Here is a 26,525-nt window from a genome sequence, read left to right as displayed (position 1 = left end):
ATCCTCCGCCACTGAACCCGCACAGGGATGGAGGTCGCCTCGAGGCGGTATTCCCGTGCGTCGTCCCATCTTCAAATCTTAACAAACGGTTAACGGTAAATCAAACGGCAAAGACTGCGAAGCGCGGTTGTACGCGGCCTTTGCGCGCGGCACGAAATATGCCACCAAATGTCGTGCCCCGCACGGTGCGAGGCTTCAGCTTCGGGGGAAACGCCGGCATGTGCACAGCGCTCGTCTACAGCGACTCAGCCGGTCGGAAATACCTCGGCCGCACGCTCGAGCTGACCGTCGACCTGCCGTACGAGCTGGCCTACTTCCCGGCCGGCTTTTCGGTGAGCTCGGAGGTCTCCGGCCATCCGTCTCTCGCCTATACGCTCGATCACGCCTTTCTTGCCATCACCATGCCCTGGCGGTTGCCGACGCCGGAGGCGCCGCTCGGCATCGCGGACCTGAAGGTCATCGAGGGGTTGAACGACAAGGGCGTCACCTTCAGCGTGCTGTCCTACCCGTCCGCCGCGGGCCGGGGGCAGGCGGTGGAGATGACGCGTGCCGTGCTCGCCGCCTCCGACCTCGGCAGCTGGGTGCTGGGCCGGTTCGCGTGCGTGGCGGAGGTGAAGGCGGCGCTCGGCACGCAGCCGGTCGTCCTGGAGGCCCTGTCCATTCTGCAGGGGGCGGTCTCGCCCTTCCATTATGTGGTGAACGATGCTTCGGGCGCCTCGCTCGTGATCGAGTTCCACAAGGGCGAGATGCAGCTTTACGACAACCCCGTCGGGGTGATGACGAACGGCCCCCGCTTCGACTGGCACCTGACCAATCTCGACAACTACACCTTCCTCAGCAACGTCGATCGCTCGGCCGCCACCTTCGGCGGCTACGAGGCGCACCAGCCGGATTCCGGCATCGCCACGGCCGGTCTCCCCTCGTCGAGCACCTCGGTCGGGCGCTTCGTGCGGGCCGTCTATTATGCCCAGTTCGCCGAGAAGGCCGACACGCCCGATGCGGCGGTCTGCGCGCTCGCCCACATGATGAACAATTTCGATCGGCCTCGTGGGGTCTCGATCGATTCTTCCGGCGGCGGCCATATGGAGGTGGCCGGCCTCCAGGAAGATGGGGCCCACCCCTACGCCACGGAATTTACCTGCTGGACCAGCCTTTCGGACCTCGGCCGGCGGCTGTTCTTCGTACGCGACTACGCCGGCATGAACTACACGCGCCTCGACCTCGGCGCGCTCGCGGGCGTGGATGCCCCGAAGGTCATCCCGCTGCGCCGGCTCAGCGGGCTTCCGGCGGACGCCACCGGGGCCCTCAAGGACGCGTAGTCCGGTCCGCGAGCAAACAAGCGGCCGGCGTGGCCGGCGCGGTATCAGTGCTGGTTCCAGCCCGCCGCTTTTCCCGCCATCGTCGTCGGGATGCACCGGCGCGAACCGCCCCGCTCATCGCGGCGGCCCGATGCGTCATGGCAACCACCGCTCGCAACAGCTGAGCCCCCCGACACCCAGCGCCTTGCGAAGGCGGGCATCACGCCCGCCGGCGGCAGCGTCGGTGACAGCGATGGCATTGCTTGCGCCGAGACGATCAACGGCCGCGACAAGGCCGAGGTCCATCAAGCCGCTCGACATTGAGGACATGGCCCGCCTTCTGCCGGCACGGCGACGCGGGAGTCGACGTGATCCCCACACGCCCGAATTCCGCCCGGCTGCGCACCTCGGCCTCCGAGAACGGATGGCCTGCGGACGCGGCTTCCACGCCCGGTAACGCCCCGGGCGAATGGAAACATCCGCCGGCACCGCGGCCGTTCCGCGCCATTCGGGCGCCGCTACGGCTCTCTTGACAATAAACTATATAGCGTTTTATCTTTCACTACATATCACAAATGCAATTCGCCGCGCCGGCGTCCCGTTCGGACACTGTCGAAGGCGAAACCAGAGCCGGAACAACGAGGGGGCCGATGAACGCTGCCGCCATACATCCGAAAGACCAGACGTATCCGCTTTCACAAACGAGGCCATTGCTGGAGGTGTCCGGGGTCACGCTCCAGTACAAGACCCGCGATCTGCTCGTCACGGCCACCCGCGACGTGAGCTTCGAAGTCTATCCGGCCGACCGCTTCGTGCTGCTCGGCCCTTCCGGCTGTGGCAAGTCCACCCTGCTGAAAGGCGTCGCCGGCTTCCTGAAACCGGTGGCGGGCTTCATGCGGCTGAACGGCCAGATGATCGACGGCGCCGGCCCCGACCGCATGATGGTATTCCAGGACTTCGACCAGCTGATGCCCTGGAAGACCGTGCTGGAGAACGTGATGTTCCCCATCCTGGTGAGCCGCCGCTTTCCCCGCGCCGAAGCCCGTGCGCGGGCCATGGCCAGCATCACCAAGGTCAAGCTCGGCAAGTTCGCGGATGCCTATCCGCACATGCTGTCAGGCGGCATGAAGCAGCGCGTGGCCATCGCCCGTGCCATGGCCATGGAGCCCGCCATCCTGCTGATGGACGAGCCCTTCGCCGCCCTCGACGCCCTGACCCGTCGCCAGATGCAGGACGAACTGCTGCAGCTGTGGGACGACACCCGCTTCACCGTCCTGTTCGTCACCCACTCCATCGAGGAGGCGATCGTGGTCGGCTCGCGCATCCTCGTGCTCTCGCCCCATCCCGGCCAGGTGAAGGCGGAACTGAACGCCCACCAATACGGGCACGACCATCAGGGCGGCAGCGATTTCATGGCCTTGTCCCAGAAGATCAACACCATGCTTTTCGCCGAGGGGCATCATGGCTGAAATCACCCCCTTGCCGGTCACCCGGCTGTCTCCGCCGATCCGGCCCGAGTTCGAGCGGACCACGCCGCCTGTGAGCGATGCGGCCGAGATCGAGCGCCCGCTCTCGCTCTGGGAACACCTCGCGAACATGGAGGGGGTGCGGCGCGGTGCCATCGTCGTGGCGCTGATGGTGGCCTGGCAGGTCTATGCCGTCTGGCTCTCCAACCCGCTGATGTTCCCCACGCTGACGGATACCCTGCGCGCCTTGTGGGACGGCCTCATCCACGGCGTCCTGCTCCAGCGCATCGGCGCCACGCTCCAGGTGCTCATGACGGGCTATGCCATCGGCATCGCCCTTGCGGCCATGCTGACCACCTTCGCCGTCTCCTCGCGGCTGGGTGCCGACCTTCTGGCCACCCTGACCGCCATGTTCAACCCGCTGCCCGCCATCGCCCTCCTGCCGCTGGCGCTGCTGTGGTTCGGACTTGGTATTCCGAGCCTCGTCTTCGTCATCGTGCATTCCGTGCTCTGGGCGGTGGCCCTCAATACGCTGACGGGCTTTCTGGGCGTCTCCGAAACACAGAGGCTGGCGGGTCAGAACTATGGCCTGCGCGGCGTGCGCTACGTGGCGCTGATCCTGATCCCGGCCGCCTTCCCCTCGATCCTATCCGGATTGAAGATCGGCTGGGCCTTCGCCTGGCGCACGCTGATCGCGGCGGAGCTGGTGTTCGGCGTGTCCTCGCGCTCCGGTGGCCTCGGCTGGTTCCTGTTCGAGAAACGCAACCAGCTGGAGACCGATCAGGTCTTCGCCGGGCTCACCTGCGTCATCATCATCGGCCTGCTGGTGGAAGGATTGATCTTCCGCACCATCGAGGCCCGCACCATCCGCCGCTGGGGCATGAGCCGCGGCTGACCTCACCCTGCACATACAACCCAAGGAAAAGAGCAGTCCCATGCGTATTCGCCTTCTCGGCACAGGCACGCCCACACCGTCCCTGCGCCGCATGTCCTCCGGCTATGTGATCGAGACCGGAAACGACGTGATCGTCATGGACCACGGCTTCGGCGCCCATCATCGCCTGCTGGAGCTGGGTATCCCCGCGACCAAGGTGACCCACCTCTTCTTCTCCCACCTGCACTATGACCATTGCGGCGACTATGGCCGCCTGCTCCTGACGCGCTGGGACCAGGGCGCCGACCGCATTCCCGAGCTGAAGGTGTTCGGGCCGGCGCCTATCGCCGATATCACCGAGCGCCTGTTCGGGCTGGACGGCGTGTACAATGCGGATCTGGTGGCGCGCACGTCGCACGGTTCGAGCCTCGATCTGTTCAAGGCCCGCGGCGGCACCCTGCCCCGGCCGCGCCCTGCCCCCGAGGTCACAACGCTTTCGCCCGGCGACGTCATCAAGGGCGATGGCTGGACGCTGGAGACGGATCAGGTGAACCACTTCCAGCCCTTCCTCGTGACCCTCGGCTTCCGCCTGACGACGCCCGAAGGCGTCTTCGTCTATTCCGGCGACAGCGGGCCGGCGGAAAGCATGCACGTGCTGGCGCGGGATTGCGATGTGCTGGTGCACATGTGCCATTACCTCTCGGGCACCAATTACAGCCCGGATTTCTCGCACAGCTGCATGGGGCACATGGAGCTTGCGGAGCTGGCGCGCGCCGCCCGGGTGAAGAACCTCGTCCTCACCCACATCACCGAACAGTTCGACCGGCCCGGCCTCAGGGAGCGGGTGGTCGCCGACATCTCTCGGGTGTACGGCGGCAACATCTTCTTCGGCGAGGATCTCATGGAAATCCCGCTCAAGGGACCGCAGAACGACCGCCTGCTCTGAGGCGTTGAAAATGGGAATGCGACGCCTGCAGGCGTCGCGTTTCATCGATCACCAAACGAGACGCCGAACTGGCGCGGAACCTTCCAGACAATGAGGGGATCCAGATGAAACATTTTGCCCGGCTGGCCGCATTGGCCGTCGCTCTTGCCGCCACCATCGCCCCGCCCGTTGCCAAGTCCGTCGCGGCGGCCGAGGTGCGTATCGTGAGCGGCCTCGGCCTGTGCTATTTGCCCATGATCGTCGCGGCGGAAAACAAGCTGATCGAAAAGCATGCGGCAGCCCTCGGCGTGCCTGATGTCAAGGTCATCTACACGCAGCTGACCAGCGGCCCGGCCATCACCGATGCGCTGATCTCCGGCAATGCCGACATCGCCATGGCCGGCACGTCGGTGATGCTCAATCTGTGGGACAAGACGGTGAAGTTCGCGCCCGTGAAGGGGATGATGGCGATCTGCGATTCCCCGATCTATTTCAACACCATCGATCCTGAGATCACGTCCATCAAGGACTTCAAGCCCACCGACCGGATCGCCATGGCCGCCGGCAAGGGCACGCAGCATGCGCTGATCCTGGAGATGGCCACCGCCCAGGCCTTTGGCTTCGACCAGCGCAACAAGTTCGACACGCTGGCCATCACCATGTCCCATCCCGACGGGGTCGCCGCGCTGCTCTCGGGCGGGGCCGTCGCCAGGACGCATGTGACGACGGTGCCCTTCATCCAGATGGAGCTCGCCAATCCGAACGTGCGCACCATCCTCAGCTCCTATGACGTCACCGGCGGCGCCAACACGCTGATTACCGCCTATGCCAATGACAAGTGGCGGGTGGCCAATCCCAAACTCTACGCCGCCACCTATGCGGCGCTGACCGAGGCGATGGGCCTCATCGCCGCCGACAAGACCGCGGCGGCGGAGGCGTTCAAACGGTTCGACAATTCGAAGCTGTCGGTGGCCGAGATCGTGGCGATCCTAAACGATCCGAACATGATGACCTTTTCGCCGACGCCCCGGAAGGTGATGGTCTTCGCGCAATACATGCACAAGACCGGCCTGCTGAAGAACCTGCCGACCTCCTGGAAGGACGTTTTCTTCAGCAACGTCCACGATCTGCCCGGCGATTGACCCCTCGTGGCGGGCACCGGACACGCCAGGTGCCGACGCCTTGCCTCCTTGGGGGAATGTCAGTACCACCGCCCTCTCACCTGCGTTCGGAATCTCCCATGACAAAGCCTCGGGTTCCGCGTGCGACGCACGACAAGGCAGATGCCGTGACCAAGGCTCCGGCGTCCCCGGCGGGCCACGACTTCTGGCGCCGCTTTGCGCCGAAGGACCCCGGCCAGTCCCCCAAATACCTCCAGCTGCGGGACGCGGTGCTGGCGGGAATTCGCGAGGGATACTGGAGCCTTGGCGACCGCCTGCCACCGGAGAAGGATCTGGCGCTCGCCACAGGACTCAGTCTCGGGACGGTGCAGAAGGCCTATCGCGAATTGGTGCAGGACGGGGCGGTGGATCGCAAGCAGGGGCGGGCCGGTAGCTTCGTCAATCGCGAGCCGCGTCAGGTGGATACGGTCTGGCACTTCCTGTTCAGCGACGAGCGGCGCGAGAACTTCTTTCCCGTCTTTCCCCAGGTGGACCGCATTCACCGGCACAGGAGCCGCGGCTCCTGGAACATGCACATGCAGTGGGTGGAAGACGAAGTGGTCGAGATCGACCGCATCGTCGACATCGGCCACGAATTCCTCGTCTACAGCCAGTTCATCATTGATGCGCGGGTTTATGACCAGGCGCGCAAGGACAAGCGGACGGCACTGGAAGGCGTCAATCTGCGCCGTGAGCTGAACCTGACGGTCCAGCGCATGACGTATGACATCCGCATCGAGCCGCTGCCGCGCGACATCTGCTCCAAGATCGGAGTGGAAGCTAAGACCATCGGCATGGTGGTGGAAATCTTCAGCTCGGCGAGCCCGGCGCATTACGGCTCGTTCCAGCGCATCTTCGTCCCGCGCACCCAATTCTTCATGCGCATCGACAGCCAGGCGCCCCGGTCCGCGTGAAAGCTCCCCTCAGGCGAGGGCGGAGACGCGGCGGCGGCGTCCGGTGACCGGCAAAGGCGGCGACCGGGAGCTATCCCAGATAGCTCTCGATCACCGCCCGGTCGCGGCGCAGGTCGTGGGCCGGTCCGCTGAGGGCGACGCGCCCGCGCTGCAGCACATGGGCCTCGTCTGCCGTATCGAGCGCGAGCAGGGCGAGCTGTTCCACCAGCAGCACGGCGAGGCCATCGTCGGCAAGGCTCCGCAGCGCCTTGAGGATGGTCGTCACCACCTGCGGCGCGAGCCCGAGGGACGGCTCGTCCAGCAGCAGCACCTTCGGCCGCATCATCAGCGCCCGGCTCACCGCGAGCATTTGCTGCTCGCCGCCGGAGAGGTTGCCGCCGAGGATGTGCTGGCGCTCCTTCAGCACGGGGAAGCGCGCGAACTCCCGCTCCAGCCCCTGCGCAATGGTGTCGGCGTCGAGACCGGCCACGCGGTCGGCGCCGATCACCAGATTGTCGCGCACCGTCAGGCCGGGAACGATCTGGCGCCCCTGAGGCACATGCACCAGTCCCGCGCGCGCCAGAAGGTGAGGCTTGATGCCGGCGGTCGGCTTGCCGCCGAAGCGGATCGCCCCTGAGCGCGGGGTGACAATGTTGGAGAGCGTGCGCAACAGCGTGGTCTTGCCCGCGCCGTTGGCTCCGATCACCGTCACCAGCCGCCCCTGCGTCAGCCGCAGGGAGACATCATGCAGGATCCCGACCGGACCGATGGCGACATCGATGTGATCGACCTCGATCATGCCGCATCCTCCACGGCGCCGAGATAGGCGCGAATGACGTTGGGGTCCTTCTGCACCTCAGCCGGCGTGCCGCAGGCGATCCGGTTGCCGAAGTCGAGCACGGTGACGCGATCGGCAAGGCCCATCACGAACTCCATGTTGTGCTCCACCAGCAGCACGCTGATGCCGGCGTCCCGGAGCTTTCCGACGATGCGCGCCACCTCCCGCGCCTCCTGCGGGTTCACGCCCGCCACCGGCTCGTCCAGCAGCAGAATGGCGGGCTTCTGGGCGATGGCGCGGGCCAGCTCCACCAGCTTGCGGTGGCCGTAGGACAGGTCCTTGGGCTTCATGTCCGCAAGGGTGCCGATGCCGAGGAAGGCGAGGATGGAGGCAGCCTCCGCCCGCTCGCGGGCCTCATGGCCCCTGCCTCCGAGAAAATCGAGCACGTCGGCAAGGAGGCCGCGGCGGCGCTCCATCCCCAGCATCACGTTCTCCAGCACGCTCACGCCCTGGATGAGCTGAAGGTTCTGGAAGGTGCGCACCAGCCCGAGGCGCGCGCGGCGATGCGCCGGCAGTTGGGTCACGTCCGCACCGCCGATCAGGATGCGGCCGGCAGTGGGCGCATAGAGGCCCGCCACCACGTTGATGAAGGTGGACTTGCCGGCCCCATTCGGGCCGATCAGCGCATGGACCGTACCGGGCTCAACCGAGAGCGTTGCGTCGCGCAGCGCCACGACGCCCGCATAGCTCTTGGTCACGCCCTCGACGTCGAGCCGACCGCCGGCCCGGCCGCGCGCGGCGAGGGCGGGCAGGAAGGCGGGAACCGCATCCGCCGCGACGCCGCTCTTCGCCCGCCGCCTGCCGAACAGGCCGATGGCGCCTTCGGGGAAGAGGAGCAGCACCACCAGCAGGATGCCGCCATAGAGCATGAGGCCGATGTCGTGGACCGCGGCGATGGCCTCGGCGATGCCGATCAGGATCGCGGTGCCGAGCAGGGGCCCCGCCGAGCGCCCGAGCCCGCCGATGACGGTGGCGATCAGCAGCGAGATCGTGAGACGGATGTTAAAGGCATCGGAGGAGACGAACCCGCTCTGGTGTGCAAACAGCACGCCCGCCAGCCCCGCCAGCGCGGCACTGGCCGCAAACACGCCGATGCGCCAGAGCGGCACGTTGAGCCCGACCGTCGCGGCGAAGGATTCGCTTTCCTTCACCGCATTGAGACGGCGGCCGATGGAGGAGCCGAACACATAGTCGCTGGCGATCTGCACCAGCAGCAGCAGGCCGGCGGCGAACCAGAAGAAATAGGTTGGCCCCATGCGGAAATTGCCGAAGTCGACCTGCGGCACGCCCATAAGGCCCATGGTTCCACCGGTCACGCTCACCCAGCGCTGGGCCACGATCTCGACGATAAAACCGAAGGCGAGCGTCGCCATCGCGAGGTAGAGCCCCCGCGTGCGGAGCGCCACCGCCCCCACCAGCAGCCCGACGACAAGGCAGGCGGCGAGCGCCATCGCCATGGAGACGGTGAGCGGCCAGCCATAGGTGGTGGCAAGGATGGCAGAGACGTAGGCACCCACGGCATAGAAGCCGCCGTGACCGAGCGACATCTGTCCGGAGAGCCCCAGCAGGATGTTGAGGCCGATCACCGCGATGGCGGTGTAGGCAAAGGTCTGCCCCACATGGACGAAGAAGGGGTTCGGAGCGACCAGCGGGAATATCGCGATGGCGGCGGCGGCGAGGCCATAGACGGCAAGGCGGGGAATGCGTGGCATAAGGCTTGGCATCTGGGCCTCCTCAACGCACGTCGGCACGTCGCTCGCCGAACAGCCCGGACGGGCGCACAGTGAGGAGGGCCATGACGAAGAGCAGCGGGTAGAGGTCGCCGAAGGCGCTGTCCCAATAGTTGGAAAATGCCTCCGCGACCCCGAACAGCAGGCCGCCGACCAGGATCCCGACGGGATTGGTGAAGCCACCCACCGCCGCGACCGCCAGAGCCTTGATGGTGAAGATCAGCCCCATGTGCGGATGCACCGACACCAGCGGCCCGACGAGCACGCCGGAGATGCCGGCCATCAGCGCGGCGAGCACGAACACCAGCACCACCACGCCGCGCACGTCGATGCCGAAGAGGGAAGCCGCCTCCGGATTGAAGGCCACGGCATAGACGGCCTTGCCCCAGCGCGAGCCGAACAGGAACCAGTAGAAGGCGCCCACGACGACGAAGGCGGTGATGATGATCGCCGCCTCCTCGAAAAAGATTCCGACGCCGAAGATGTTGATGACGTTGTCGCGGGTCTTGGAGAACAGGGGCGGCGCATATTGCGCGGACTTGCCGAAACCGAGTTCGACGATGTTCTGGAGGATCAGCGCCGATCCCGCGGTGGTCAGCACCCAGGAATAGGCTCCGGCGCGGTCGCCGAGCCGGTCCAGGGGGCGGATGGCGAAGCGCTCCAGCAGATAGCCGAGCACGCCCATGATGACGAGCACGCCGAGCACCGCGAGGGGCGCCGGAACGCCCGCAGTGAGCATGCCGATGGAGGCGAAAGCGCCCACCATGAGGAAATCACCCTGGCCGAAATTCAGCCGGTGGGTGGCAAGATGGGTGATGAACAGGCCCTTGGCGGTGAGCGTGTAGATGGCGCCCATCGCGATGCCGCTGACGAGGAGCTGGAAAAAGTTGAGGAGGGTCATGACGCCCCTCCCCGGCAGGGCGGAAAGGACGGATGCGGTTCGGGCGGTCTCGTGTGCATGCGTTCTCCCGGAGGCTTTCTCCGGCCGGTCTTGCGCCGGCCTCGTCGTGCGAAAACTCAGCGGCCGGCGTCGGCCGGCGCGAACAGCGCAATGCCAGCGCTTCCGCCGCAGACGCGCATGCGGGCACCGAGCGGCGGCGCTTCGGCCTCCTCGAACGGCACGCTCGCAAGGCGCCCGGTCAGGCGCACACCGCAGTCGAGGTCCACCACCGCCACCGCATAGGGCCCGTCCGCCTGGAAGCGGGTCGGCGGACGGCGCACCAGCGTCCAGGAGACGAGGACACCGTCGCCATCGACCGTCACCGGTTCCATCCTGGGGCTGTAGCAGGAGGCGCAAAGCTCGCGCGGGCCCGGATCGAGCTGGCCGCAGTCGGCACACCGCAGGATCTCGATGACAGGCGAGGCGGAGAGGACGGAGGACATGGGCGGGTTGTGATCCAAATGGCTGTGATCGATGGTGAAGAACTCAGCGACCCTGGAAATCGGCCTCGCGCTTCTCGCGGAAGGCGGTGGTGCCTTCGACGATGTCCTGGCTCTGGCCGAGATCGTAGAAGGAGCGGGATTCGAGCCGCAGGGCCTCGCCCATGGGCATGCCGACCGCACGGCGCATCACCTCCTTGGCGAAACGGTGGGAGAGGGGCGAGCGCTTCGCCAGCATCTGCGCATAGTCGAGGGTGAAGGACACCAGCTCTTCGGCCGGCACGATGCGATTGACGAGGCCGATGCGGAACGCATGCTCGGCAGTCACCCGGTCGCCGGAGAGGATGATCTCCATGGCATGGCCCAGCCCGACGATCTGCGGCAACCGGATGAGCCCGCCATCGCACGCATGGAATCCCCACTTGGCGTCCTGCAGGGCAAATTCCGCGTTGGGCGCGCAGAAGCGGAGGTCGCAGGCGAGCGCCAGCTCGAACCCGCCGGAGATGGCGAAGCCGTTCACCGCAGCGACGATGGGCTTGTCGATCTCCACCGAGCGGGTGATGCCGCCGAATCCCGGGCCGTTGGTGTAGCGGGTGCGGAACTCCGGGGCAGGCGTGCGGGCGAAGTTCACGGTGTAGGTCTTGAGGTCGGCGCCGGCGCAGAAGGCCTTGTCGCCCGCGCCCGTGACGACCGCCACGTGAGCGCCGTCGTCGCGGTCGAAATCACGAAAGACTTCAACCAGTTCGTCATTGGCGGCGAAGTCGAGGGAGTTCATCACCGCTGGGCGGTCGATGGTGATGAGCCAGACCTTGCCGTGGCGGTCGCAGCGAATGTCGCCCATGGGATGTTCCGATGCTGTTGCGGGGGGGCGCGCTCAGGCGTCGGTGGCGCGCAGGATATTGACGGTGCAGGCGACGCCCGTGCCGCCGAGATTGTGGGTGAGGGCCACCTTCGCCCCCTTCACCTGGTTGGGGTGCGCGCCGCGCAGCTGGAGCACGCTCTCATAGATCTGGCCAAGGCCGGTCGCACCCACCGGATGGCCCTTGGCCAGCAACCCGCCGCTGGCATTGATGGGCCTGTCGCCGTCGACGGCGGTGCGGCCCTCGGCGGCATAGGCGGCCCCCGCACCACGCGGCATCAGGCCGAGATCCTCGGCATCGATGATCTCCGCGATGGAGAAGCAATCGTGCAGCTCCACGCAGCTCACCTCGTCGGCGGTGATGCCGGCCTGCGCATAGGCTCCTTGAGCTGCGGCCACCGTCGCCTCGAAGGTGCAGAGGTCCGGATGGCCGGCGATGCGTGCGCTGCCGCGCGCCTGTGCCGACGCCAGTACTTGCACCGGCTGCGGGATCACATCGCGCAGGCGATCGCCGGCGACGAGCAGCACGGCAGCCGCGCCGTCGCTGGCCGGGCAGCAATCGTAAAGTCGCAACGGATCGCAGATGAGGCGGGCGTTGCCGATCTCCTCGACCGAGAGCTGCGCGCCCATCTGGGCGAGCGGGTTTCGCAGGCCGTTGCCCTTGTTCTTGCGCACGACGGCAGAGATGTCGTCCCGCGTCGCGCCGTAACGCTGCTCATAGAGGCGCCAGGCGAGGCCGAACAGGCCGGGGAAGGTGAGCCCGCTCACCCCGTCACTGCGGAAATCCATGGCGCAGTTGAGTGCCGAGGTGACGGCCGCCGTGTCGGCATGGGTCATCTTCTCCGCGCCCACGGCGAGCGCCATGTCGCACATGCCGGTCGCCACCGCGAGATAGGCGTGGCGGAAGGCGATGCCGCCGGAGGCGCAGGCTCCCTCCACCTTGGTGCAGGGAATCTGCGGCAGGCCGAGCCCGTCCGCCACCAGCCCCGCCAGCACCTCCTGCCCGAGCAGCGGCCCCGCGACGAAATTGCCGAGATAGAGGGCGCCGACGTCACCACGATCGAGCCCGGATTCGCGGATCGCCGCGTCCGCCGCGCGGATGGCGAGGGCCTCGATGGACGTTTCCGGATGACGACCGAAGGCCGAGGAGCCGATGCCGGCGACGAAGACCGGCCTCATGAGGTGGCTCCCTGGTCCTGGACACGCGCTGCGGCATCGGCCTCGGCAAGCCGGCGGCGCAGCTCGGTCTTGAGGATCTTGCCGTAGTTGTTCTTCGGCAGCGCCGCCTCGAAGCGGTAGCGCTTGGGTCGCTTGAAGCGGGCGATGTTATCGAGGCAGAGCTGGTCCAGCTCCGAAGCGTCGACCTCCGCCCCCGGGCGGACGGCGACGAACGCCACCACCTCCTCGCCCCAGTCGGGATGCGGCGCGCCGATGACGGACACCTCCAGCACGCCTTCATGGAGCAGCAGCACCTCCTCCACTTCGCGGGGATAGATGTTGCTGCCGCCGGAGATGATGAGGTCCTTGGAGCGGTCGCGCAGCGTGAGGTAGCCGCGCGCGTCGAGGCTGCCGACATCGCCGGTGTAGAGCCAGCCGTCGCGCAGGGCGGCCGCCGTGCCGGCGGGGTTGTTCCAGTAGCCTTCCATCACGCAGTCGCTGCGGGTGATGACCTCGCCCACCTCGCCGGGCGGGAGATCATGCCCGTTCTCGTCGACCACCCGCACCTCCTGCCCGGAGCGGGGGAAGCCGCAGGAGCCCAGCACGGCGTCATCGGCCGGGGCACCATCGGCGCGCACATGCAGCGCCTTCGGCAGCAAGGTGATGGTCATGGGGGATTCGCCCTGGCCGAAGATCTGGCACAGCTTCGGGCCGATGACACGCAGTGCCTGCTTCAGGTCGGCGACGTACATGGGCGCGCCGCCATAGTAGATGGTTTTCAGGTTGGACAGATCCGCGCAGAGCGTCGCCGGATGGTTCACCATGCGCGTGAGCATGGTGGGGGCCGCGAAAAGCGCGACCTTGCTGTAGCGCGCGATGGCCTTCAGCACCTCCTCCACATCGAAGCCCGGCAGCACCACCTGATGCGCGCCCTTCATCAGGAAGGGCAAGGCGTAGAGACCAGCGCCGTGGGAGACCGGCGCGCATGCGATGTGGGTCTCATCGGTGTCGATGGAATCGACATCGGCATAGTAGGCGAGCGACATGGCCAGGAGGTTGCGATGGCTGAGCATCGCGCCCTTGGGCTTGCCGGTGGTGCCGGAGGTGTAGAACAGCCAGGCGCGTTCTTCCGGCGCCGCATCCTCGCAGGCGATCGGCTCGGCGGCGACAAGGCGTGCATAGGCCTCGGAGCCGGTCGTTATGATCGCGAGCTGGGCGAGGGCATCGATCTCGGCCGCAAGGGCCTCGGACAGGCCGGGCGTGGTGAAGAGCGCTTCGGCCTCCGCATCTGCCGCGATGCCGATCACCTCGCGCGGATGCAGCTTGGCGTTGACCGGCACGGCGCACAGGCCGGCGATCCAGCAGCCGAGGAGGCATTCGAAGAAGGCGCCGGTGTTCTCCATGAACAGCACGACACGCGCGCCCGGCTTGAGATCCATCGTGCGCAAACCGCCGGCGATCCGGGCCGACCGATCGGCGAAGGCGGCGTAGGTGAGGGTACCGTTGGCGTCGGTGATCGCGGGTTTGTCCGGCAGGCGTCGCGCGGTCTGCAGGATGAGCGTGGCGATGCTCATCGGCCCCCCCTACCATTTAGTAGTTATATTTACTGATGAGTCAGACTAGCTGTTTTGCGAGTTTTATGCAAGCATGCGACACAGTATTTGTTCGAAGGTCGGCGCGCCGGATGCGTTCTCCGGGAAGCCGCTCCTCGTTATCGCCGAAAGCAGGACCCGCCAGTTCATGAGTGACACTCCCAGCGCGGCGACCCGCGCTCCCGCGCCGGGGCGTGCGGCCTTCGACAGAGACGAGCAGCGCCGCCGCAAGCGCGAGGCGGTGCTGCGGGTGGCGGCATCCGCCTTCAACCGCCGCGGCTTCGCCAACACGTCCATGGATGATGTGGCGTCGGTTCTCGGCGTGTCGAAGCCGACGCTCTACCAGTATTTCAAGAGCAAGCAGGAGCTGCTCTACGCCTGCCACCAGGTGGCCATGGACAATGGCGAGGCGGGCCTCGCCCTCGCCGCGGCCCATGACGGGACGGGCCTCGAAAAGCTGATCATCTACCTGCGTCGCTACATGGAAGGCATCTTCGGCGACCTTGGAAACTGCCCGGTGCTCACCGACGTGGATTCGCTGGCACCTGAAGATCGCGCGAACGTGGTGGCGCGCCGAAAGCGCATCAGCGCCGCCACGAAGGAACTGATCGCCCTTGGCGTCGGCGACGGCTCCATCGGCCCCTGCGACCCGAAGCTCGCGAGCCTGTTCGCCCTCGGCGTGGTCAACTGGATTCCAGCTTGGTATCGGGATTCCGGCCCCAACACGCCGGAGGAGATCATGGAGAGCTTCGCAGCGCTCCTGATCTCCGGCCTTGCGGCCCCGGCGTCGCCGAAGCCCCCGCGCAAGAGAGCGAAGTCACAGGCCTGATCCCTCCCCTCGCGCCGCCGGACCGTGATCGCCCCGGCGGCCGAAAGGCGCGGCTACTTCTGGGGCATCAGCTTCGGCGCGGGCACCACCGTGTCGCCCTTCCAGATACCGAGGAAGATGTCGCCCTGGCCGAGGCATTCGTGATCGTTCGGCCCGAACGGCTTCGCCGGCGTGGCGGAGACCGCCTGGACGCCGTCGATGTTCTCGATGGCGTCCCTCAGCTTCGCCGGGTCCGACTTGCCGACCTTGTCCACGGCGGCGAACATGATCTGGCCCGCGTCATAGCCGAGCGCGGCGACCACCGGCCAGCGATAGTCCTTGCCGTATTTCTCGGTCATGCGCTTGTTGAAGGCCTGCGCCTTCGGATCGGAGAGGTCGAGAGCCTGGCCCATGGCGGTGCCCTGGATGGCTTCGACGCCCACGATGTCCTTCACCTTCAGCGAGGAGAGGCCCCAGTTGCCGGCGAAGGTCGGCTTATAGTCGAGCCGCGGCAGGGGCCGATACGGCAGCTCGAACGACTCGTGAAAGTGCAGGATGAGATCGACGCCGGCATCGCGCATCTTGATCATCTGTGGCGTCAGGTCGTTGACGCCCGGCGCTGCCGCCTCGACCGCCGCAAGCTCCACGCCGCGTGCCTTCAGGCCGGCGGTCGCCTCCTGTGCGGCGAAGTTGCCGTAGCCGGTGGTCGAGTGCAGCAGGCCGATCTTCTTGTAGTTCTTCACCGCCCAATCGAGGATCGCGTCGATCTGATACTTCTCGATCATCGAGCAGCGGAAGATGAAGCTCGGCTTCTGGTCGATGAACTTGGTGGTAATGTCGGTCGCCGCTGACGGCCCGGCGATGAGCGGCACGCCGGCGCGCTGGAGCACGGGGGCAAAGGCCATGACATTGCCGCTCGACACCGTGCCGATGACGCCAGCGACGCCATCGTTCTGGATCAGGCGCTGGACCACCGAAACGGCGCGTTGGGGATTGGCCTCGTCGTCATAGACCACGAGCTCGATGGGTGTCTTGCCGCCCTTCGCCTTGTAGTCTTCCAGCGCCAGCTTGACACCTTGCAGGTAGCTCTCGCCGAAGTCGACGATGGCCGGCGGTCCGCTCAGGCCTTCGACCACACCGATCTTGACCGGCGTCTGGGCCCGCGCGGCGCCAACCGGCGCGAGCAACAGCGCCATGGCAGCGCCCGCGAGCAGCGCGCCTCCTCCTGATCCCGTCCGAACCATACCCGCTCCTCCCCATCAAAACTCATCGGTTCCGCAGTTCAAGGCGACTGCAAAACTCGTGAGTAAGTTTTATATCTTTATAGTAGGGGTATCGGATCAAACTGCGCACCGCAAGGGGGAAGTGCCCGCGAACGCAAACCGGCCGGAGCTCGGTGCGGTCCGGCCGTCACGTCGCAGTGTCGATCTCGCTGGCGCTGGTGTCCTGTCCAGGGGGCGCGCCTCGGCTGGACACCGGCGGAGGGTGCGGTGCGAGCCGATGGCGCTCCCGCCGATCACGTCAGGGCGCTTGAACCTGAGATCGGCCGCTGGCGGAATTTGGCTTCACGGGAGGGGGAGAACGGCCGGCCCTACCGCATTCTGCCGCTCTTTGATCCAAAGCTCACCGTCGCAAACTAAAGGATGTCAAAAGGATCGCGTCAGCTCTACGGCCCGATAGACGGCTTGAGCCAGGGCGCCCGGTTCGTAGCAATCGTCGATCTGGGCATCGGCCGGATTTCCCCAGTCGGTGTTCCAGAGCTGGGGATCGGCCGAAGACGCAGCGTCTAGCCTGCCAATAACGACAGCATCGAAGTTCTGTACGTGATCGCAGGGATCAGCGACCGATACGTCAATTTGCGCCCCGCGCTCCAGCAGCAGTCGGCGGTTGAGAACGCGAAAGCCCGGATGAGCGTCAAACCCGATGTCCCGCGCAGGAGTGCGGAGCGTGACGGCGAGGCCTCGATCCGCCAAGAGCAGGGCCGCATCCGCGGCGGCAAGGTCATCCCCAGCAACCAGCACGCGGCCCTTGATCGAGCCCGCTGTGTCGGCAAGCACGGCGTAGGCGGTCACAACCGTCTTTGACGCCGATGCCGCATCGATGCGAGCCGGCTCGAGGCGGCGCTCGCGCCAGATCAGGTCGAAACCTGCGGGGGCCACGCTGCCGGGCCGGATGTCCACGCCCACGGTGCGGGCGCGCTCCACGACCGCACGCACGGCGACAGCATATTCCGCCTGACCTGGCACCCGGCTACGCCACGCCTGCATGCCTCCGAGCGGCTGCGCGCCATGGGCCAAAGTGACATCAAGGCCCCGGCGCGCCGCGAGCCAGGCGGCCGTGAGGGCCGCGAAGCCGGCGCCCTGCACCAGCAGCCGCATGCCCTGTTTCGGGGCGGGCGGAGCCAGATCTCGCTCGCGGCCGACGAAGGGATTGACCGGGCAGATCATCTCCGGTCGTGCGCTGCGGCCGAGGCAGAGATTGCACGACATGCAAGCAACCGCCGCCGGCCCCGCGCCTCGGTACAAACGGTTCGGAAAATCCGGATCGGTGATCGATCCACGCCCGATCGCCGCGAGGTCGATCTTGCCTTCCGCCAGCGCCGCTTCGGCGCGTTCCGGGCGCTTGATGCGACCGACCCCCACCACCGGAATGCCGATGGCCCGCCGCACCACGCCGGCGCGGTCCAGCCAGGGGCCTTCCGGCTCGCCGGACAACATGGTCAGTTGGTTGTAGGATTCATAGACGCCCACGGACAGGGAGATCACGTCGCACCCCAGCGCCTCCAGCTGCCGGGAGATCACCACGACGTCCTCCGGAACGAGTCCATCCGGGACGAATTCCTCCACGCTCATGCGCACGAAGAGAAGAAAGTCGGGACTGCAACGGGCCCGAATGCCCGCGACGATGCCCGCAAGGAAGCGCAGGCGGTTCTCCGGCGAGCCGCCATAGGCATCGTCGCGCCGGTTGGAATAGGCGGAAAGGAAAGAGGCGGCCAGATAGCCATGGGCGGCGTGGATCTCCACGCCGTCAAATCCCGCCTTCTCCAGCCTCTCCGCCGCCGCCACATAGGCCTCCTGCAACGCGGGAATCTCGTCCGCCGACAGAGCGCGGGGCATTTCACGCATCAGCGGGCATGCGATTGCCGAGGGGGCGACAAGCTCCTGCCCGGTCAGGCGGCTGGCGGTTTGCCGGCCGCCATGGTTGATCTGCCCGATGGCGAGAGCCCCGTGGCCGCGGATCGCCGTGGCGAGGCGCGCGAGGCCCGCGATCCGGGACTCATCCTCCGCCATGAGCATCCGGGCCATCACCCGCCCTCCCGGGTGCACACCGATATTCTCCGTCACCACGATCCCGAAGCCGCCCTCGGCGCGGGCCTCCAGATAGGCGGCAAGGCGCTCGCCCGCCGAACCGTCAGGCTCGGCGAAATGGGTCGCCATGGCCGGTACGATCAACCGGTTGCGCGCCGTTTTCGCCCTGAGCTGGAGCGGTGTGAAGAGATGGGGAAAGCTGGCGTGGGCTGGCATCGGAGAACGACTCGCTGAAGACCGCCGGCGGCGTCGGTCGCAGGCGGTGGAACAAGACCGGCGGCGCGCCGCCGCCGGTTCGAAGCACTGGTGGATGGGCCGCACCCAGCCGTTCAGATCCTCACTGGCCGGAGACCAGGGGGCAGCCCCCCTCGCTTATCGGGCGAAACGCATCCTTGCCGGGGATGGTCGCGACCTGCTCCAGCAGGTCCCATTCGCCCTTCGACTCCTCCGGCTTCTTCACGCGGAACAGATAAAGATCCCGGATGACGCGCCCATCCGCCCGCACTTCGCCGTTCTTCGTCATGAAATCGTTGATGGGCGTGGCCTTCATCTTTGCCATCACTGGCTTTGCACTGTCCGTGCCGGCCGCCTGGACCGCCTTGAGATAGTGCATGACGGCGCCGTACATGCTCGCCTGCATCATGGTCGGAGGTTTGCCGTGAATGGCCTGGAAACGTTTGGAAAAGGCCCGCGTCTCCGGCGTCTGGTCCCAGTAGAAGGCCTCGGTGAAGGTCAGCCCCTGGGCGGCCTTGAGGCCGAGGCTGTGCACATCGGTGAGTGTCACCAGCAGACCGACGGGCCGCTGCCGATTCCCCGCGACACCGAATTCCACGAGCTGCTTCATCGTGTTGGTCATATCGGCGCCGGCATTGGCAAGGCCGATCACCTTCGCGCCCGACGCCTGTGCCTGGAGGATGAAGGATGAGAAGTCCGTGGTATTAATGGGCGCGCGGACGCCCCCCACGACCTTTCCGCCGCTGCCCTCCACCACCCGGCGCGTGCTCTCCTCAAGCGACTGGCCAAAGGCGTAGTCCGCGGTGATGAAAAACCAGGTGTTCCCGCCATCCTTCAGGGTCGCCAGAGCCGTGGCGCGCGGAATGGCGTAATTGTCGTAAGTCCAGTGGATGCCGTTCGGCGAGCAGTTCTTGCCCGTCAGCGCCGGCGTCCCCGCCGCGATGACGATGTTGATCCGATCCTTCTCGCGGGTGATGTCCTGAACCGCCAGCGCGACGGCGGAATCGCCGAGGCCGAAGATGGCGTCCACCTTCTCCTGATCGTACCAGCGTCGCGCGATGGTGCTGCCGACGTCCACCTTGTGCTGGAGATCACCGGCAACCACTTCCACCGGCTTGCCGAGCACCTTGCCGCCGAAATCCTCCACCGCCATCCGGGCGGCGACCACGTCCCCCGGGCCCTGCAGGTCGGCATAAGGGCCTGAAAGACCGTCGAGCACGCCGATCTTGACGATATCGTCGGAGACCTGCGCCTGGGCGATATCGGCCCAGGCGATAAGCGCGCCGAGGGTCAACAGCGTGAATCCTATGGGATGCTTGCTCCTGGACATGGCGTTTCCTCCACCGTTGTTTTCTTGTCGTTTTTCTCGGGCACGGGCGACTGCGCGCCCTTCAACCCTTTGCGCCGTCACCCGAGATCGGGAAACGGCTTCGTCTCTTCAGGATCGCGGTAGGCTTCCACGAGCGGCAGCGGCAACGCGGCGATCGTTCCGGCCCTGCTCGCAATGCGGCGGCGAAAGAGGTCGCGGGCGGCGACATGGGGGTCCGACATGGCTTCCTCGATGGAGGCGACGAGCGACACGCAGGCGTCCTTGCCGGCGAATGCGGCCATGAGGTCGCCCGAGAGGCGCGCCGCCACGGCCGTCGCCACGTCGGCCTTGCTCGCGTTCTCGCTCAGGCCGAGCACCGCGCAGAAGGTCCGCCAGAACTGATCCTCCAGGGGAGCCGCCGCCAGGTGCCGGCCATCAGCGGTTCGATAGATGGCATAGCGGGGCGAGCCGCCGGTGATGAGTTCGCCATTGGACGACGGCCATTGGCCGGCCGCGGCGCCGGCGAGCGCCCAGTAGAGGAACGGGAACAGATTGTCCGTCATAGAGATGTCGAGATGGCGCCCGCGCCCGGTCTGGGTGCGCTCGATCACGGCCATCAGAATGTTGATGATGGCGGGATAGGTTCCCCCGCCGATATCGGCCAGCGGGATCGGCAGAAGCGACGGGGTGCCGTCGCTGTCGGACACCAGCGAGAGGAGCCCTGCGTCGGCGCCGTAGTTCATGTCGTGCGCGGCGACATGCGCCTTCGGCCCGTCCTGTCCGTAGCCCGTGATCGAGCAGTAGATGAGACGCGGATTCTCCGCCGAAAGCACCTCGTAGGAGAGGCCGAGCCGCGCCATGACGCCGGGACGGAACTGCTCGACGAGGATGTCCGCGCCGCGCGCAAGCTCCTTTGCCTGCGCAAGGCCGTCCGGGGACTTCAGGTCCAGCGCCACGCTTGCCTTGCCGCGATTGAGCAGCGCGAATATGGCGCTGTCCGGTCCGACGCGTGGCTCGTAGCCGCGCATCTCGTCACCCTTGCCCGGACGCTCGATCTTGACCACGTCCGCGCCGGCCTCTGCCAACATCAGCGTGGCGAACGGGCCGGGCAGAAGGGTCGAGAAATCGACCACTTTCAGTCCACGCAGGGGCAAAGCTCCCCCCTCCGGGCGCGACGCATCCTGCCCCTCGCGAGCATCCATCCTGGAGATCCTCCTCATTCGCCGTGCGTTGCCGCGCGCGGCTCAGACCATGACGAAGCCGCCATTCACTCCCAGCACCTGACCGGTGATGTAGGCGGCGCGGGCAGAGGCCAGAAAGGCGACCGCGTCGGCCGCGTCCTCCGGCCGGGTCAGGCGGCCCAGGCCTTCGCCGATGGGGTAGTTGCGCAGCACCTTGCGCAGGGTTTCATCGCTCTCCACCGTCGCCGTCAGCTTCTGGAAGCCGGCGATGGGATTTTCGTGGGCGACCGCCGACAGGGACACGGCATTGACCGTGATGCCGTGCGGCCCCAGTTCCTTGGCGATGGCGCGGGAGAAACCGATGATGGCGGCCTTTGCCCCCGAATAGACCGCCATGCGCGGTTCGCCGACACGGCCAGCGTCCGACACCATCGACACGATCTTGCCGGTGCGCCGCTCCACCATGGAATCCGCCACGGCGGCCACGCAGTTCATGACGCCATAATAGTTGAGATCGACGATCTTCTTCCAGAAATGCGGCGCCATCTCCCGGAAGGTCGGCATGCCGATCTCTCCGGTGCGCCGCTCCGGCACCACGCCGGCATTGTTGACGAGAATGTCCACAGGACCGAGCGCTTCTGCGATCTCGGCCACGCCCGCACGGGCGGCGTCAAGGTCGATGATGTCGAACGGCACCGCCAACGCCGTGCCGCCGGCCTCGGCGATCTCGGCCGCGACCGCCGCACACCGTTCCGGCAGGATGTCGTTGACCGCGACCCGCGCGCCTTCGGCCGCGAGGCGCTTGCAGATGGCGCGCCCGACTCCCATGCCACCGCCGGTGACGAGGGCCACCTTTCCTTCGAGTTCGAGTTCCATCGCGTCATCCCACCAGAATATGAACCGACGTGGCGCCCGCCTCGATCTGGGTAACGCCCCCGCCGACCGTGTGCGCGAGACCCACCCGCGCGCCCGGCACCTGCCGCTCGCCGGCTTCTCCGCGCAGTTGCCAGAACATTTCCGCGATCTGCGCGACCCCGGTCGCGCCCAGGGGATGACCGCGGGCGAGCAGGCCGCCCGAGGGCGACACCGCGACGCGCCCGCCGATGTCGAACCATCCTTCGTCGACGCCGCGCCCTCCCTCCCCCGGCGCGCAGAAGCCGAGGTCCTCGTAGTGCACCAGCTCGGCGATGGTGAAGGGATCATGCAGCTCGCACAGGTCCACGTCCTCCGGACCGATCCCGGCGACCTCATAGGCCCGCCGGGCCGCGCGGATGGTCATCTCGGAATGGTCGTCCGCCATGCCGACTCCGTTGCGGATGCCTGACGCGAGAATGGCGGCGCGGACTTCCACCGGCCGCGCGGTGTAGCGCCGCGCCACCCGATCGGACGCGAGGATGACCGCGGCGGCGCCATCCGACACCGGGCAGCAGGACAGGCGGGTCAAGGGCTCGGCGATCATGGGCGCGGCGAGCACGTCCTCGACCGTGATCTCGTCGCGCCACGGGGAATAGGGATTGCGCACCCCGCCGCGCCGGTTCTTCACCGCAATGCGGGCCAGCTGATCCAGCGTGGTGCCATAGCGGTCCATGTGCTTGCGCGCCATCATGGAGAAGACGGAGGGCATGACCCGGCCCATGCTGCTTTCGAGATCATCGGCAACGAGCGGGGTGAAGCCCCCTTTGGCCGAGGCGAGCTTTTCCGCACCGATGGCGATGCCGATATCCGCCTGACCAGCCTTGATGGCGTTGACGACGCCCCAGACCGCCGATGCGCCGCTCGCGCAGGCGTTCTCGCAATTCACCACCGGCATGCCGGTCATGCCGATCTTCAGCAGCACCTTCTGGCCGAAACACTGCCCCTGATAGGCGTGGCCGGCATAGGCCAGTTCGATATCCTCCGGGCGCACGCCCGAACTCTCGATGGCCGCCCAGGCGGCCTGCCGCGCCAGTTCGTGGACCTCGACCGTGGGATGCGGCTTGAACTGCGTCATCCCGGCGCCAATCACATGGACCGCACTCATAGGTTCTCATCCTTGATCGGGCGGAATTTCGGTCCGAGAACTCGGGTGCCGTCGGGATCGGTGCGAATGGTGCCGATGACGAGATCCAGCCGCTGGCCGATGTGCAGGTCGGTTCCCGCCCAGTCGGTGATCTGAGCCGTCAATGTCGGGCCAGCATCCAGCTCCACGATCCCCAGAACGAGGGGAGAGTCGTAGCCGGGCATGCCGCGGTGGATGCGGGTGAAGTTGAGGAGCCGCCCGGCCCCCTCCAGCTCACACGTTTCCATGGTCCCGGCCCGATGGGTCACCGGGTTCATCACCTGCACCGGGTAGAACAGCTCCCCCGTCTCGCGGCAGCGGCTGCCGAGAAGGCGCGGCGGCGGGCCGGCGACGAACAGGTCGTCCCTGAGATTGCGCGTGGCCGTCATGAATGCATGTATCCGTCGTCTACGGAGATGATGGCGCCGTTGATGACGGCGCCGGCTTCGGGCGAGGCGAGCAGCAGCAGGGTTCCGTCGAGATCATGCGGCTGCGCGATCCGGCGCTTCGGCAGGGCCGCCGTGATCTTCTGCCCGGCCTCGGAACCGAAGAACGCGGCATTGAGGGCGGTGGCGACATAGCCGGGGCAGATGGCGTTGACGGAGATGCCGTGCCGCGCCCACTCGATGGCCAGCGCCCGCGTCATCTGCACCACCGCCGCCTTGGACATGCCGTAGACGCCGAGTTGCGGCATGGGCACGAGCCCCGCCACGGATGCGATGTTGACGATGCGGCCGGCAATGCCCCGCTCGATCATCCGCTGGCCGCAGACCTGAGCCACGAAGAAGGCGCCACGAACGTTGGTGGAGAACACCCGATCGAATTCCGCCTCGGTGGTGGAAAGCGCCTTGGCCTGTACCGCGATGCCCGCATTGTTGACGAGGATATGGATCGGCCCCAGCGACGCCTCCACCTCGGCGATGCCGGCCCTGATGGCATCGACGGACGCCACGTCCATGGCGACCGGCACGATGGTGCAGCCCAGCGCGTCCGCTTCGCGCGCGAGATCCTCGAGGAGGCTGGTGCGCCGAGCCGCGGCGGCGACGCGTGCGCCCTTTCGCGCCAGCATCAGCGCGAAATGCCGTCCGAGCCCGGAGGATGCCCCTGTGACAAGAACCGTCTTGCCCGCCAGCTCCCGTGCGTCGCTCATGCCGCATTCTCCCGAGCCTGCTGCCTCAGCAGGAATTTCTGAACCTTTCCCGTCGCCGTCTTGGGGATCGGCCCGAACGCGAAGCCGCAGGGAACCTTGAAGCTGGCGAGCCGCGCCCGGCAGTGCGCCTCAAGTTCCGCAGCATCGAGCGCCACACCGTCCCGGATCTCCACGAATGCGAACGGACTTTCGCCCCACCGCGCGCTCGGAACCCCGACAACGGCGGCGCTAAGCACATGGGGATGGGCGCAGATGGCATTCTCGATCTCGATGGACGAGATGTTCTCGCCGCCCGAGATGATGATGTCCTTGGACCGGTCCTTCAGCTCGATCGCACCATCCGGGTGCCAGACCGCGAGGTCGCCGGAATGGAAGTAGCCGCCGGCGAAGGCCTCGCGGGTCGCTTCCGGATTCTTGAGATAGCCGCGCATCACCACATTGCCGCGGAACATCACCTCGCCCAGCGTGGTGCCATCGCGCGGAACCGGCTCCAGGGTCAGCGGATCGGCCACGATGGCGCTGTCCAGAACAAGGTTGGGAATGCCCTGTCGCACCTTCAATGCCGCCCGCTCGGCAGGCGCCATGGCAGCCCATTCCTCCTGCGGCTCGCGGAAAATGGCTGGTCCCCACACTTCGGACAGGCCGTAGCCTTGATCGAGATCGATCCCCATCTGCTCCAAAGCGAGGAACTGCGCCGTGGTCGGTGGAGCGCCCGCCGTGAGCATGCGCACCTTGTGCGACAGGACCGGCCGTTCCGCCGCCGGAACCTGGGCGATCATCTGCGCAATGACCGGTGCGCCGAAGACATGGGTGGCACCGTGGCGGGCGATCAGTCCGAGGATCGCGCCGCCGGAGGGTTTGCGAACCAGAATGTTGGTGGCGCCCACCCCAGCCATGGGCCACAGATAGCACCAGCCGTTGGCGTGGAAGATGGGGACCACCCAGACCAGCCGGGGACGCCCGCTGACGCCGAGGGCGAGCATGTTGCCGAGGGATTCGACGAAGGCATTGCGGTGGTCATAGACCACGCCCTTCGGCTTTCCGGTGGTGCCGGACGTATAGCCGAGTGTGATGGGTTGCAGCTCGCTCGACGGCTGGGCCGAGTGGAACGCCGGGTCGCCCTCCGCCAGCAATTCCTCGTACTCGATCGAGCCGATCCGCGCGCCTCCGGGACCGCCGGGGTCGGCGATGTCGACGACCAGAGGCGGGTGCGCGAGCGTGGCGAGGGCCTGTCGGGCAAGCTCGGAGAATTCGGTATCGACGAGAAGCACCTTGGCTTCGCAATGGGCGAGGATGTAGGCGACAGTCTCGGGCTCGAGGCGCGTGTTGACGGTATTGAGCACCGCCCCGGTCATGGGCACGCCGAAGTGCGCCTCGTAGATGGCCAAGCCGTTGGGCGCCAGTACCGACACCGTGTCGCCGGGACCGACGCCGCGTCGCGCCAGCGCCGAGGCCAGCCGCCGGCATCGCGCGGCGGTCTCCCGCCACGTCAGCGCGATTTCGCCGCTGACAACGCTGGTTCGGTCGGCGAAATACTGCTCCGCCCGATCGAGGAAGCGCAGGGGCGTGAGCGGCGCATGGCATACCCGGTCCAGGGGCAGGTCGTCGTAGATGCTCATTCCCCGGCCTCCCTGAGAGGGGAGGCATGGGAGGGCTTGTCCGCCTTCTGGCGCGCCACGACCGCCAGACGCGGCGGCGCATACTGAGCCTGCCCGTACACCTCGAACAGCGCACGCGTCACGTCGTAGTGGTCGGCGAGCCCGGAGCCGAGGAGCGGCGCGAGCAGGCCCTGCCGATATCCAAGCCCCAGCTTGAGGCACAGATCCATGTCCTCGGCCGTCGCGAGGCCGTCGTCGAGGGCCGTGAGGGCGAGGTTGAACTGCGGTCGCAGGAGGCGGTCGACGATGCGGCCGGCGCGGTCCGCGCACCGGCTGACGGTGAAGCCCGCCGCTTCGAAGACGGCCTGGGCGGCATCGAGCGCATTCGGGCGCGTGGTGCGGCCGGCCACCAGTTCGATCAGATCCGATGGAGTATTGTCGCCGAGCCGCCAGCGCGCGAAACCGACCAGGTTCGACGACGCCGGCGGATCCTCCTCGCGCTCATAAGCCGCCAGGCATTCCGTACCAAGCTCCACCAGCACCGCCGTCCGCTCCGGCGCGACGCAGCGCGTGGCCATCGCGGGGCCGAGCAGCACAAGCACCGCACCTTCGGCAGTGGCACCATCGATGAAAGCGTGTGTGCCTGGAAATGCACGACTTTCGCCTGTCTGCGCGATCGAATAACTCAGGTCCGGCATCATACCTCCCCACGTTCGCGGCTGCCCA

Annotated in this window: 24 protein-coding genes; 7 read left to right on the top strand and 17 right to left on the bottom strand. The window is 66.9% G+C overall.

The window, feature by feature from the left end; all coding sequences use genetic code 11:
• Nucleotides 1–218: 218 nt before the first annotated feature.
• The 6 genes from ACE3QW_RS04755 to ACE3QW_RS04730 all read left to right on the top strand — a co-directional run bounded on the left by ACE3QW_RS04755 (nucleotide 219) and on the right by ACE3QW_RS04730 (nucleotide 6,637).
• Nucleotides 219–1,319, top strand: coding sequence for a linear amide C-N hydrolase (locus ACE3QW_RS04755; RefSeq protein ID WP_374250663.1), 1,101 nt, complete (start codon nucleotides 219–221; stop codon nucleotides 1,317–1,319).
• 629 nt (nucleotides 1,320–1,948) lie between these two features.
• The gene (locus ACE3QW_RS04750) at nucleotides 1,949–2,767 is read left to right on the top strand and encodes an ABC transporter ATP-binding protein (protein WP_374250662.1); all 819 of its coding nucleotides are present in this window, start codon (nucleotides 1,949–1,951) and stop codon (nucleotides 2,765–2,767) included.
• A complete protein-coding gene (locus ACE3QW_RS04745) occupies nucleotides 2,760–3,659 on the top strand; it encodes an ABC transporter permease (protein WP_374250661.1) in 900 nt (299 codons plus the stop codon). Before ACE3QW_RS04750 ends, ACE3QW_RS04745 begins: the two co-directional genes overlap by 8 nt.
• Nucleotides 3,660–3,699: 40 nt before the next feature.
• Nucleotides 3,700–4,584, top strand: coding sequence for an MBL fold metallo-hydrolase (locus ACE3QW_RS04740; protein ID WP_374250660.1), 885 nt, complete (start codon nucleotides 3,700–3,702; stop codon nucleotides 4,582–4,584).
• 104 nt (nucleotides 4,585–4,688) lie between these two features.
• Nucleotides 4,689–5,705, top strand: a complete 1,017-nt coding sequence (locus ACE3QW_RS04735; RefSeq protein ID WP_374250659.1) for an ABC transporter substrate-binding protein — start codon at nucleotides 4,689–4,691, stop codon at nucleotides 5,703–5,705.
• A gap of 146 nt (nucleotides 5,706–5,851) precedes the next feature.
• On the top strand, nucleotides 5,852–6,637 hold the full coding sequence (locus ACE3QW_RS04730) for a GntR family transcriptional regulator (RefSeq protein ID WP_374250658.1): 786 nt from the start codon (nucleotides 5,852–5,854) through the stop codon (nucleotides 6,635–6,637).
• A 70-nt stretch (nucleotides 6,638–6,707) separates the two neighbouring features.
• Here the strand turns inward: ACE3QW_RS04730 and ACE3QW_RS04725 are convergent, their stop codons facing one another.
• From ACE3QW_RS04725 to ACE3QW_RS04695, 7 genes are all read right to left on the bottom strand, one after another.
• A complete protein-coding gene (locus ACE3QW_RS04725; RefSeq protein ID WP_250167082.1) occupies nucleotides 6,708–7,415 on the bottom strand; it encodes an ABC transporter ATP-binding protein in 708 nt (235 codons plus the stop codon).
• Entirely contained in the window at nucleotides 7,412–9,178 is a 1,767-nt protein-coding gene (locus ACE3QW_RS04720) for an ATP-binding cassette domain-containing protein (protein WP_374250657.1), read from the bottom strand. Before ACE3QW_RS04720 ends, ACE3QW_RS04725 begins: the two co-directional genes overlap by 4 nt.
• A gap of 10 nt (nucleotides 9,179–9,188) precedes the next feature.
• Nucleotides 9,189–10,085: a branched-chain amino acid ABC transporter permease gene (locus ACE3QW_RS04715; protein WP_374250656.1), complete on the bottom strand. Its 897-nt coding sequence runs from the start codon at nucleotides 10,083–10,085 to the stop codon at nucleotides 9,189–9,191.
• A gap of 116 nt (nucleotides 10,086–10,201) precedes the next feature.
• Nucleotides 10,202–10,567: a Zn-ribbon domain-containing OB-fold protein gene (locus tag ACE3QW_RS04710; protein WP_250167079.1), complete on the bottom strand. Its 366-nt coding sequence runs from the start codon at nucleotides 10,565–10,567 to the stop codon at nucleotides 10,202–10,204.
• A 43-nt stretch (nucleotides 10,568–10,610) separates the two neighbouring features.
• The gene (locus ACE3QW_RS04705) at nucleotides 10,611–11,405 is read right to left on the bottom strand and encodes an enoyl-CoA hydratase/isomerase family protein (protein ID WP_374250655.1); all 795 of its coding nucleotides are present in this window, start codon (nucleotides 11,403–11,405) and stop codon (nucleotides 10,611–10,613) included.
• Between the two features lie 33 nt (nucleotides 11,406–11,438).
• Nucleotides 11,439–12,602: a beta-ketoacyl synthase N-terminal-like domain-containing protein gene (locus ACE3QW_RS04700; RefSeq protein ID WP_374250654.1), complete on the bottom strand. Its 1,164-nt coding sequence runs from the start codon at nucleotides 12,600–12,602 to the stop codon at nucleotides 11,439–11,441.
• Nucleotides 12,599–14,155 carry a long-chain fatty acid--CoA ligase gene (locus ACE3QW_RS04695; protein ID WP_374250652.1) on the bottom strand — a complete coding sequence of 519 codons (1,557 nt, stop codon included), beginning with the start codon at nucleotides 14,153–14,155 and terminating at the stop codon, nucleotides 12,599–12,601. The genes ACE3QW_RS04700 and ACE3QW_RS04695 overlap by 4 nt, the downstream gene beginning before the upstream one ends.
• Nucleotides 14,156–14,321: 166 nt before the next feature.
• Between ACE3QW_RS04695 and ACE3QW_RS04690 the strand changes: the two genes are divergently transcribed.
• A complete protein-coding gene (locus ACE3QW_RS04690) occupies nucleotides 14,322–15,002 on the top strand; it encodes a TetR/AcrR family transcriptional regulator (protein WP_374250651.1) in 681 nt (226 codons plus the stop codon).
• A 53-nt stretch (nucleotides 15,003–15,055) separates the two neighbouring features.
• On the opposite strand, the gene ACE3QW_RS04685 is transcribed toward ACE3QW_RS04690, so the two are convergent.
• The 10 genes from ACE3QW_RS04685 to ACE3QW_RS04640 form a co-directional block, all read right to left on the bottom strand.
• Nucleotides 15,056–16,177 (bottom strand): ABC transporter substrate-binding protein, encoded by a 1,122-nt coding sequence (locus ACE3QW_RS04685; protein ID WP_374250650.1) that lies wholly within the window; start codon nucleotides 16,175–16,177, stop codon nucleotides 15,056–15,058.
• 450 nt (nucleotides 16,178–16,627) lie between these two features.
• A complete protein-coding gene (locus ACE3QW_RS04680; RefSeq protein ID WP_374250649.1) occupies nucleotides 16,628–18,610 on the bottom strand; it encodes a hypothetical protein in 1,983 nt (660 codons plus the stop codon).
• A gap of 16 nt (nucleotides 18,611–18,626) precedes the next feature.
• Nucleotides 18,627–19,853, bottom strand: coding sequence for an ABC transporter substrate-binding protein (locus tag ACE3QW_RS04675; protein WP_374250679.1), 1,227 nt, complete (start codon nucleotides 19,851–19,853; stop codon nucleotides 18,627–18,629).
• 77 nt (nucleotides 19,854–19,930) lie between these two features.
• Complete coding sequence (locus tag ACE3QW_RS04670) at nucleotides 19,931–21,034, bottom strand: CaiB/BaiF CoA transferase family protein (protein WP_374250648.1); 1,104 nt, start codon at nucleotides 21,032–21,034, stop codon at nucleotides 19,931–19,933.
• Between the two features lie 42 nt (nucleotides 21,035–21,076).
• Nucleotides 21,077–21,889 carry an SDR family NAD(P)-dependent oxidoreductase gene (locus ACE3QW_RS04665; protein WP_374250647.1) on the bottom strand — a complete coding sequence of 271 codons (813 nt, stop codon included), beginning with the start codon at nucleotides 21,887–21,889 and terminating at the stop codon, nucleotides 21,077–21,079.
• A gap of 4 nt (nucleotides 21,890–21,893) precedes the next feature.
• Nucleotides 21,894–23,033 carry a thiolase family protein gene (locus tag ACE3QW_RS04660; protein ID WP_250167069.1) on the bottom strand — a complete coding sequence of 380 codons (1,140 nt, stop codon included), beginning with the start codon at nucleotides 23,031–23,033 and terminating at the stop codon, nucleotides 21,894–21,896.
• Nucleotides 23,030–23,440 carry a Zn-ribbon domain-containing OB-fold protein gene (locus tag ACE3QW_RS04655; RefSeq protein ID WP_029557355.1) on the bottom strand — a complete coding sequence of 137 codons (411 nt, stop codon included), beginning with the start codon at nucleotides 23,438–23,440 and terminating at the stop codon, nucleotides 23,030–23,032. Before ACE3QW_RS04655 ends, ACE3QW_RS04660 begins: the two co-directional genes overlap by 4 nt.
• Nucleotides 23,437–24,201 carry an SDR family NAD(P)-dependent oxidoreductase gene (locus ACE3QW_RS04650; RefSeq protein ID WP_374250645.1) on the bottom strand — a complete coding sequence of 255 codons (765 nt, stop codon included), beginning with the start codon at nucleotides 24,199–24,201 and terminating at the stop codon, nucleotides 23,437–23,439. The genes ACE3QW_RS04655 and ACE3QW_RS04650 overlap by 4 nt, the downstream gene beginning before the upstream one ends.
• A complete protein-coding gene (locus ACE3QW_RS04645; protein ID WP_374250644.1) occupies nucleotides 24,198–25,820 on the bottom strand; it encodes an AMP-binding protein in 1,623 nt (540 codons plus the stop codon). The genes ACE3QW_RS04650 and ACE3QW_RS04645 overlap by 4 nt, the downstream gene beginning before the upstream one ends.
• Nucleotides 25,817–26,500: a 3-hydroxyacyl-CoA dehydrogenase family protein gene (locus ACE3QW_RS04640; protein WP_374250643.1), complete on the bottom strand. Its 684-nt coding sequence runs from the start codon at nucleotides 26,498–26,500 to the stop codon at nucleotides 25,817–25,819. Before ACE3QW_RS04640 ends, ACE3QW_RS04645 begins: the two co-directional genes overlap by 4 nt.
• Nucleotides 26,501–26,525 lie beyond the last annotated feature (25 nt).

Origin of the sequence: Xanthobacter sp. (assembly GCF_041911315.1) — a bacterium.
Taxonomy (GTDB): domain Bacteria; phylum Pseudomonadota; class Alphaproteobacteria; order Rhizobiales; family Xanthobacteraceae; genus Xanthobacter; species Xanthobacter aminoxidans.
Note: the sequence above shows the minus strand (reverse complement) of the source record. Positions and strands in the feature narration are given on the sequence as shown.